Here is a 6,565-nt window from a genome sequence, read left to right as displayed (position 1 = left end):
TGAGTAGGCTTTCATTCATGCCGATTCTACCGCCCCCGGACCTCGTCTAAGATTCAGACGACACGACAACTATTCTGACGCCGGGGGTCTACCGGCGTCGTCGGATGTCCGACCGTTACGGCGCTAATGCCGAAGGTGTATCTGCCGGAAAACTGGGGCGCGTTGTCGGCGGACGGGAACATCGTCGGCCAAAACGTGACGCTCGATTTCAACAAGGACGGTAACGGCAGCATCCTGAATACGGGGGACATCGCCGCATCCGATACGTTGACCGTCAATACGAATACGTTGACGAACCGTGCGAACCAGGTCGACGTGGGTCAGATCTGGCAATACCTGCAAGCGACGGGGTACGAGGATACGACCGGCACGACGGTGCAGCCGGGCGGGTTCATGAGCGCGGCAAACATGAACCTGAACGTGCAGACGCTGAACCAAATCGGCGGCGCGCTGCAAACGTTGAATAGCGACGGGACGATCAATCAAAGCGGCACGCAGCAGTTGATCACCGCGTTACAGCAACAGTTGGGGGGGAATTTCACCCAGACGTCGCTGAGTGACAACCTCCACACGAGCTTCACGGCCCAAGGCGGCTTCGGATTTAGCGATATCGCCATGATTGCGTTCGAGGTCGTGGTGTCGATCATGACCGCCGGCGCGGCAAGCATAGAAATTGGCGCGACGCTGGGTGCGGAAGGAGGCACCTTTGCGGCGGCGACCGCGAGTGCTGGGCTAGGGAATGCCGTCTTGTCCGCAGCAATTGCGGGGTTCACGACGAGCGCAGTGTCGCAGCTCGCGGCGACAGGTCGTTTGAATTTCGGAAGCGCATTCGAGGCGGCGGGGATTGCAGCTATCACGGCGGGTCTGACCAACGGGATCAACTACAACTCGACGACGGGTGTGGGCTTCTCGACTCAGCCGTTGCCGATTGGAGGGCCGACTAGTTCGCTAGCGATGTTGTCGGGCGTGCAGGCGGTGGGCGGTGCGATGGTGCCGCAGGCGGGTTCCGCGGCCGCGACGAGTTTGCCGGAGGAATTGCTCGCGCTTGGCGCTAACGCTGCGATTTCTGCGGGTGTTCAGACTGCGATCGGGGGAGGGAGCTTACTTGGAAATCTCGAGCACGACGCGGTTAGCGACTTGGCTGCGGCAGGCGCGTATGCGATTGGGCAAGCTGCGCCGGGGTTGCGCGCGGACTTGGGCGATGTCGGCGGAGAAGTGGCGTATATCGGGCTGCATGGCGCGTTGGGGGGTGCGGAGTCGGCGGCTGAAGGGACGGGATGCGCGGGAGGGGCGATTGGCGGGGCGGCTAGTGCGGCGTTCTCTCCGGATTTGCTCAAGGCGATCGACCCGACGGGTGCCGATCTGAACCCTGGGCAACAGGCAGCGATGGCGGGGTTTGCGACGTTGCTTGGCGGTGGCCTTGCGGGGTTGGCTGGTGCGAATGCACAGGGCGGGGCTATTGCGGCGCAGAACGAGGTGTTAAATAACGACACGGCTAGCCAGGCCCATATTGCCGACGCCCTTAAAAGCGGAGGATTTGCGGCCGCCGCACTCTCTGCCCTCTATACCGTTATGCCTTGGTTGCCGGGGAACCCGATGGTACAGGTGGCGGGTTCAACGGCTACTTCGATCGCACAAGGGGTAGTAGGGCAAATTCCGCCGCACAACGGAGGAAGTCCGCCGTCAACCGGTGCTGCGCCCGTAACGATTTGCGATCCGCCTTTTTGCGAAGTGGTTCCTGCACCGCCAGGGATGCCTGGCGACGCCCATTTGTCGAAAGGTGGCGACAATGGGGAAAGCGAATTGGAGGGCGGCTCAGGAGCGAGAGCAACTAATCAGGGCCCAACGGCAAGTACATCAGGCGATGCAGCGCGTCAGGTGGGACAGACGCGAGAAACGACTGTCGCCAACATAGTCAACGGCTCAACGTCTGGGGAGCAGGTAGCGGTGCCTGGGCTGGGGTCTACGGACATCGATGTTGTGGCAGCAAACGGTGACCTGGTTGCCGTCGGTGGCCCGGCGAAGGCCAACAACCTTGGCAAGTTAGGACAAGAGCTTCGCATCTACCAAGCGATTGCAGCCCAACGCGGAGTCTCTGCCCAGGCGTACTTCGCTGAAGGTACACCTCAATCGGCCATTAACCTTGCAACTAGAATACTCGGCGAAGGTAATGTGAAGATATTCCCTGGGAGCAGATGATGGCGAAGCCTGTGTGTTGTGTACTTATTCCTGAGACGCTGGAGCAAGCGTTCCCGTTGGTCGTTGCTCTGCTAGAAGGGCTCGGTGTGTCGCTTGCGCATCCCGACAATTCCAGGATAACAACCTGGACTGAGGAAGGTGATCAAAAGGAGATCGTTGGTACGGATGTTGTGGGGCAGGTCGTTTCCGGAGCTATATCCAATGTCCAGTTCTGGAAGACTGGGAGCGAAGACGTCTTCGTTGCATGGAAAGAGAATAGCGGTGGGTGCCGGTTTTCGTTTTACCTTGATGGGGTTGATGCTGTGTTCGCCGCTGCGCTGACATCGAAATTGGCGGAAACGGTACTCGAGACGTTTCGATTCCAGTACGGTGAAGGCGCGGCGCTCACCATCGAATTCGAATAGGTGCTTATCGTAAGCAACCTATGGGGCCATTGGCGGAGCGGCTAGTGCGGCGTTCTCGCCGGACTTCATCAAGGCGATCGATCCGACGGGTGCCACTCTTGATCCGGGCCAGCAGGCCGCGTTGGCCGGCTTTGCGACGCTGCTGGGCGGTGGCCTGGCTGGGTTGGCGGGCGCAAACGCCCAGGGCGGAGCGACGGCGGCGCAGAACGAGGCGCTGAACAATTCCGGTGCCCCTCAGGACGTAAAAAATAGCGCCGAAAAAGGTGGGGTGTTGAGCCAAATCGGCGATGCTGCTAACGCCTTCATCGACCGGGTGAAATGGACTTACAGCGATCCGGTTGGCGATATCAGTCGCTGGGTCTCCCAGTTTGGAGGGCTGGTGCAGTCCGGCGCACAGCAGACCATGTCGCAATCCCCATGGTCCTTGGCGGCTCAAGGTATCTCGAATGGTCTAAGCGCCGTCATGGGAGCCGGGGACGGCTTGCCGCCGGCTGGCCCCAATCTGGCCCCTGCGGGGGGACCGGGGATTGGCTCGGGACAAACTGTGCCGCTAGCAACCGGCGGTACTCCACCGAATGCGATGCTGGCTAGCGGTAACGGTGGCGATGACACTGGAAGCGGCGCACGTGGGCAAGGCTCTTCGACGGGCAATGGGAACATTCAGATTGACGATTCACGAGCTGGACACATCTTCCGCGATTCGGACGGACACATCAGTGATACTCCGGCCAATCGCCAGCTTCTCGAAAGCGTCGCGAACGATCCGTCGGCCGTGTTAGGAACGGACAAGTACGGCACCACGTGGGCGGCAAAAACGAATCCGGACGGAACCCAGACGTGGGTGGGTATCAGGGGTGGTAAGGTTAGCTACGGTGGAATTAACCAAACGCCAAAGTCATTTAATTCGCAAACAGGGTTGGCCTCACCTACGAGGCCGGGAACTTGAAATGAATGATTCATTGACGCTTACGGAAGCCTTCCGCGCGATGTTGATCTTCCTTGATCGCTATTACGAGCGAGGAGGGGCACAAAGTGAGGACATCGCAGCACTATTGAGCGGGATATCCCAAACTCTATGGGCTGATGGCAGTACAAACGATCCAGCCCAGTGGCGAGACTGGCTGGAAGCGGTCCAAGCAGCAAAAGGTAAAAATATGCAGGGCGAAACCTAGAGGTGACGATAACCCGGGGTTGACCGCATGCATTCCCTCCAGAGTTCCTCATGCATGCGTGGTGACGAGCTTGCCGAGGTGCACTTCGATCTTAAGTCGTCGGTAAGGCATGAAGCCGGCTTGCTCGAGCCGACGGCCGGAGAGTTTGAACCAAGGCCCCAGTAGGAACGACGACGGATAACCGGTCTGCGGCGAAGACTCCAGATGGTGTACGGAGGAATGACCCGGCGTCCGTGTATGGTTCAAAGACCGGCTATGTTGTGGTAAATGATCGGACCGGAGAGGTTGTCCAGGTGAGCGGGAAAAATGATCCTGGTTGGATTCCCGATAGCCGAATTACGTGGAAGTGAGTCGCTATGACCATTGATCTCCAACGACGTTACGATTCACCTAGTGACTTCTTTGCACTCGGTGGCAGCGTTGTGATGAAACTATCTACTGACGCTGCGATAGGTGTCTGTGAGCAGGCTGCCCAACGAGGTTTGGTTATCGCTCGCATTGAAGGGGGTATATGGCATTTCCCCGGATTCGAAGCGAGGCTCGATTGCATATGGGATGGAGTCGAGCCGCCCCTTGAAGTCAGCGCTGCCGAGCAAAACAATTTAGCTGCGGTTGAATTCATTCGTTCAGAGAGCCAAGTTCACGATGTCTTCGTGGTGACGGCCCCGCGGATAAGCGGCTGGTGATTGATATCGAGAGGGTGAAACCCGGCTCAGGCCGGGGCCATTACTTATGAGGCCATTCAAGCAGGTGTGATTACAAGCCGCTCGTGTTGGACTTCGATCTTGAGCCGTTGGTAAGGCATGAAGCCGGCTTGCTCGAGCCACCGGCCGGAGAGCTTGAACCAAGGCACGAGAGGCGGTGCGGGCCGTCGGCGAGGCGAGTAGGGTCGCCAGCGCGGCGATTGCTGAATCGTGACGCTGCGCGAGGGATGAGCGTCGTCAAATGCTTTACTATCGGCGTTAGCCATATCGACTCCTGTACTGAGTTGATGGTGGTCAGCGGGTCGTGAGTGTTGGTAGCACTTGCGGCCCGCGCTGCGTTTACGGCGATGGAAGGGTAGTCGTTCTCCTCTGAGCGGTGATGTTAGATATTCGATTGCATTAAAAAATATGTAGTCCTAACGATTGGCCCTTCATCCAAGGGCGCTCGGCAATGACCCGAATACATCGACGTTTAGCTACACACAAGACAACGCATCGATCATCGCCGGCAACGACCTGACGATTTCAGCGGGCACGATCAGCAATACGTACGGTAATTTGATCGCTGGCCACAACATCGTGGTGTCGGGTGTCGGCACGAGCGCGGGATCGACAACGGCCGCGCAGACGCTGACCAACACGTCCGGGAATATCCTTGCAGGCAACGACATTTCATTGAATGTCTCCGGGGCGGTGACGAATACCTTGCCGCCGCCGGTGCAAGTGCATCAGAACTACGGAAAGATTGAACAGTACTCCGGATGCATGACTGCTGGAGGCTACAAGGATAGCTATTGCGAGGGCTACGTCGACCAACAATCGGGCGATTCGTCGGTTATCAGCGCTGGCAATACGCTAAATATCCAAGCTGGAACCTTGACGAACGTGGGCAGCTTGATTACCGCCGGCGTCAACGCCACGATCAATGTTGCCGGTCCCGTCGTCAATCAAGCACAAACGCTCAACGCCTATTGGCATTCGCACTGGATTCAGGACCGAGGCGATTTCAAAAACGACGCGACGCACGAAGTTTGGGGCTGCGGCAGCTCCGCGGAATGTACGGCGCTTTATGGCAGTGCTTATACGAACGTAGGCGGAGTGATAGATCCCCCGACGCCGGTCGGCAACATCGCTTCGACGATCCAGGCGCCGAACTTGTCGATTACGTCGGGGGGGGGGGCAAATCGTCAATGTCGGGAACGTGATCGGACAGTCCGTGTCGCTGACAGGAACGAATCTGGCCAACGGCATCACAAAATCAAACACGTATACGCCGTTGGTGGGCAAGCCGCCACAAGTGATTAGCCTCGCCCCGGCTTCGGGCGGACTTAACTTGTCCATTCCGGCGACGCTGGGGGGCAATCGCTGTCGAGCGCGCAGGTGACGCAACCTGGCAGCGGCACTGCGACGCCGAGCTACGTACTTGGCGGCACAGGAACGAGCTTGGATCCGGTCACGCCACAGTTGCTGCTGGCGAACCTGCCTTCGAATCTTCAGCCGAGCACGACGCTGTTCTACTACAACCCGCAAGCCGAAGATGCGGCGTTGCAAACGCAGGCCCTGAAGCAGACGGGGCAGGCGACGTTCGTCAATGGATTGTCGACAGATAGTCAGCAACAGCTGTCGGTAACCGATCAAGAGAAACTCGTCCTGTATGCCAACGCGATGGAGTACGCGAAGGCAAACGACATACGACTGGGGCAGGCGCTGACGCAGCAACAGATCGGCGAACTGACGCAGCCGATGTTGTGGTACGTAGAGCAAACGGTCCCGGAGCCGGGTTGTGCTGCAACGGGCACGCTGGCTTGTCCGACAGTCACGGCGCTCATGCCGCAGGTGTACTTGCCTGCGAACACATCGGCGCTATCGGCTGACGGGAACATCGTCGCGAGCGACAGCATCAAGCTCAACTTCGGCGACAAAGATAACGGTGGCAGCGTTCTGAACACCGGCACGATCGCTTCGGGCGGTTCGCTGACGGTCAACACGGGAACGCTGACTGTCATCTTCCGCCATATAGGAGCCACCGGGCTTCCGGCATAAAGGAGCCGGGGCGTTTTCGGCATAAAGGAGCCACTTCGTTTCC

At 58.7% G+C, this 6,565-nt stretch carries 6 protein-coding genes and 2 pseudogenes; 7 read left to right on the top strand and 1 reads right to left on the bottom strand.

Annotated features, from left to right (window positions below):
* The first annotated feature begins 135 nt into the window (after positions 1 to 135).
* The 6 genes and pseudogenes from DXT59_RS04570 to DXT59_RS04535 all read left to right on the top strand — a co-directional run bounded on the left by DXT59_RS04570 (position 136) and on the right by DXT59_RS04535 (position 4,461).
* On the top strand, positions 136 to 2,199 hold the full coding sequence (locus tag DXT59_RS04570) for a DUF637 domain-containing protein (protein WP_476718427.1): 2,064 nt from the start codon (positions 136 to 138) through the stop codon (positions 2,197 to 2,199).
* A complete protein-coding gene (locus tag DXT59_RS04565; RefSeq protein ID WP_162877949.1) occupies positions 2,199 to 2,603 on the top strand; it encodes a hypothetical protein in 405 nt (134 codons plus the stop codon). Before DXT59_RS04570 ends, DXT59_RS04565 begins: the two co-directional genes overlap by 1 nt.
* A 121-nt stretch (positions 2,604 to 2,724) precedes the next feature.
* On the top strand, positions 2,725 to 3,549 hold the full coding sequence (locus tag DXT59_RS31050; RefSeq protein WP_240324400.1) for a hypothetical protein: 825 nt from the start codon (positions 2,725 to 2,727) through the stop codon (positions 3,547 to 3,549).
* 1 nt (position 3,550) lies between these two features.
* The gene (locus DXT59_RS04550) at positions 3,551 to 3,775 is read left to right on the top strand and encodes a hypothetical protein (protein ID WP_116135741.1); all 225 of its coding nucleotides are present in this window, start codon (positions 3,551 to 3,553) and stop codon (positions 3,773 to 3,775) included.
* 164 nt (positions 3,776 to 3,939) lie between these two features.
* Positions 3,940 to 4,125: pseudogene (locus DXT59_RS04540) on the top strand (colicin E5-related ribonuclease); the annotation flags it as partial.
* 6 nt (positions 4,126 to 4,131) lie between these two features.
* The gene (locus tag DXT59_RS04535) at positions 4,132 to 4,461 is read left to right on the top strand and encodes a colicin immunity protein (protein WP_116135739.1); all 330 of its coding nucleotides are present in this window, start codon (positions 4,132 to 4,134) and stop codon (positions 4,459 to 4,461) included.
* A 56-nt stretch (positions 4,462 to 4,517) separates the two neighbouring features.
* Here the strand turns inward: DXT59_RS04535 and DXT59_RS04530 are convergent, their stop codons facing one another.
* Positions 4,518 to 4,745, bottom strand: coding sequence for a SymE family type I addiction module toxin (locus DXT59_RS04530; RefSeq protein WP_116135738.1), 228 nt, complete (start codon positions 4,743 to 4,745; stop codon positions 4,518 to 4,520).
* A gap of 499 nt (positions 4,746 to 5,244) precedes the next feature.
* On the opposite strand from DXT59_RS04530, the pseudogene DXT59_RS31045 reads away from it, so the two are divergent.
* Positions 5,245 to 6,480: pseudogene (locus tag DXT59_RS31045) on the top strand (adhesin); the annotation flags it as partial.
* Positions 6,481 to 6,565 lie beyond the last annotated feature (85 nt).

The sequence above is a fragment of the Trinickia diaoshuihuensis genome (genome assembly GCF_003390925.1).
Lineage (GTDB): Bacteria > Pseudomonadota > Gammaproteobacteria > Burkholderiales > Burkholderiaceae > Trinickia > Trinickia diaoshuihuensis.
This window is presented reverse-complemented; position numbering and strand designations above follow the sequence as displayed.